The organism is Micromonospora tarensis (genome assembly GCF_016803395.1).
Taxonomy (GTDB): Bacteria; Actinomycetota; Actinomycetes; order Mycobacteriales; family Micromonosporaceae; genus Micromonospora; species Micromonospora tarensis.
On sequence record NZ_JAEVHL010000444.1, the window covers coordinates 1 to 2,408 of the forward strand.

The following is a 2,408-nucleotide window of genomic DNA, read 5'->3' on the forward strand; positions in this document are numbered from 1 at the left end:
CCGGCCCGGCGTCGCGCAGCGGGACGGACGCCGCCATCGCCGTCGGCGGCTCGCCGCCGGTGACCGCCGTCCGGGCGGCCTCGGCCATCGCCGCGCCGCTGCTGAACCGCTCCGCCGGGTCCTTGGCCAGGGCCCGCGACACCAGGGCGCGTACCGCCTCCGGAATGTCGTGCGGCAGCTCCGGCGGCTCGTCGTCAAGGTGCCGGACGGCGACCTGGAGCGGGTTGTCTCCGGTGAACGGGGGGCTGCCGGTGAGGCAGCAGTAGGTGACCGCGCCGAGGGCGTAGATGTCGGTGGCACCGCTGACCGGGCGGCCGGCGGCCTGCTCGGGAGCCATGTAGAGGGCGGTGCCGGGCACCGCGTTGGTGCTGGTGATGCTGGTGATGTCGGTGGAACGCGCCACGCCGAAGTCCACCAGGACGACCGTGCCGTCCTCCTGCACCAGCAGGTTGCTGGGCTTGACGTCGCGGTGCACGATGCCGCCGCGGTGCGCCGCGTTGAGCGCCGCGGCCGCCTGGGCCACGATCGACATCGTCTCGGCCACGTCGAGCCGGCCGGCCGCCTCGATCCGCTTGGACAGCGGCTCACCGGCGACGAACTCCATCACGAGATAGTCCGCGCGACCGCCGTCGGGCAGGTCGTCCGCGCCGCAGTCGAAGACCTGCACGATGCCCGGGTGCCGCAGTGCCGCCATGATCCGCGCCTCGGCCCGGAACCGGGCGATGAAGTCGGGATCCGAGACCAGCGCCGGCAGGAGGACCTTGACCGCGACCTGTCGGCCGAGAATCAGGTCGGAGGCACGCCAAACGTCGCCCATGCCGCCGGTGGCGACACGTTCGTCCAAGCGGTAGCGACCGCTGAGCACGACCTCCGATGACAACACCGCCTTACCGTACCTAGAGTGGCGCGCGGCGGCGCGCCACGGCCCTGCCGGCGGGCGGCTGGTTCGGCCGGACCGATCCGGCCTGACCTGTGTGGACATCACCTCTTCGTGACGCTACGGGAACGCGGTGTGACGAAACGCGACAATTTTCGGCGTACGGCGGCCCCGTGGTCGCAGGAAAGCGCCTTGGGGCGCGGTTGGCGTTTCCTGGTGACGGAACGTTACGACGACACGCCGTCCCGCACTGTTGATAATTGTCACTCTTCCGTGACACGAGCCCGACTTGTCGCGTCCCGAGCCCCCTCCTACCGTTAACCCGGCTCGGGTCCGCCCCGGAGATTTCGGCGTGCCGCGCATCGAGCCGACCACCCCGGCGTTGGCCCCGGACCGGCCGCCCCGACAAACTCCGTCGCGGGCAGAATGCAGATCGGGGGAGGGCGGTGCGGGTGCTGATCGGTGGAACGGTTCGCGTCGCGTGGTCTGCCTCGGCGCGCCTGATCGGGACCGCACCCGCCCGGCGATGTGTGGACCGCTCATGACCGCCGAGCTGGCCGAGGCGGTCAGCGCGGCACAGGCCGGGGACGAGGACGCGTTCCGCTTCCTCTATCGCAGCCTCCAACCGGGCCTGTTGCGGTATCTGACCGCCCTCGTCGGCGCGGACGCCGAGGACGTCGCTTCCGAGACCTGGCTGCAGATCTCCCGCGACCTGCCCACCTTCACCGGTGGCGAGTTCCGCGCCTGGACCGTCACGATCGCCCGCAACCGGGCGATGGACCATCTGCGTCGGCTACGTCGCCGACCGTCGCTACCGGTCCCGGTGCAGGCGCTCGCCGACCTGGCCAGCGACGCGGACACCGCCGAGCGAGCCGACGAGACGATCGGCACCGAGACGCCCTGGCGCTGATCGCGACCCTGCCGCCCCGGGAGGCCGAGGCGGTCCTGCTGCGGGCGGTGATCGGGTTGGACGCGGGATCCGCCGGTCGGGTGCTGGGCCGGCGGGCCGGCGCCGTTCGGACCGCCGCCCACCGAGGTCTGCGCCGGCTCGCGATGCTGCTCGAGCGGCAGAGCCCGGCCGCGACGCCGGTCGGGGTCGAGGGGGCGCCACCGCCGCGCACCGGCAGCGGATCATCCCTGCGCACGCCCCCGCAGACCAAGCCGGCGGACGGTTGACGTGAGGGGATTCCCGATGAACCCGTTCCGGCGGGCGACCACGCCGAGACCGACCGGCTGCTCGACGCGGCCCGCACCCAGGCCGACAGCACGCTGGAACAGGGCCACCCCGTCCCGGCCGGCGACGCGAACCCGACGACACCGCCGAGCGCCCCCACCGCCGCGGGCGCGTCGGTGGCCGCGGTGCACGCCCCCGCAGACCAAGCCGGCGGACGGTTGACGTGAGGGGATTCCCGATGAACCCGTTCCGGCGGGCCGACCACGCCGAGACCGACCGGCTGCTCGACGCGGCCCGCACCCAGGCCGACAGCACGCTGGAACAGGGCCACCCCGTCCCGGCCGGCGACGCGAACCC

At 73.3% G+C, this 2,408-nt stretch carries 1 protein-coding gene and 1 pseudogene; one reads left to right on the forward strand and one right to left on the reverse strand.

The features are described from left to right. A partial coding sequence (locus JM949_RS35275; protein ID WP_203152384.1) for a serine/threonine-protein kinase occupies positions 1-883 on the reverse strand: 883 nt, incomplete at its 3' end. Positions 884-1,418: 535 nt separating this feature from the next. On the opposite strand from JM949_RS35275, the pseudogene JM949_RS35280 reads away from it, so the two are divergent. Further along, positions 1,419-2,053 (forward strand): annotated as a pseudogene (locus JM949_RS35280) (RNA polymerase sigma factor). Positions 2,054-2,408: the final 355 nt, after the last annotated feature.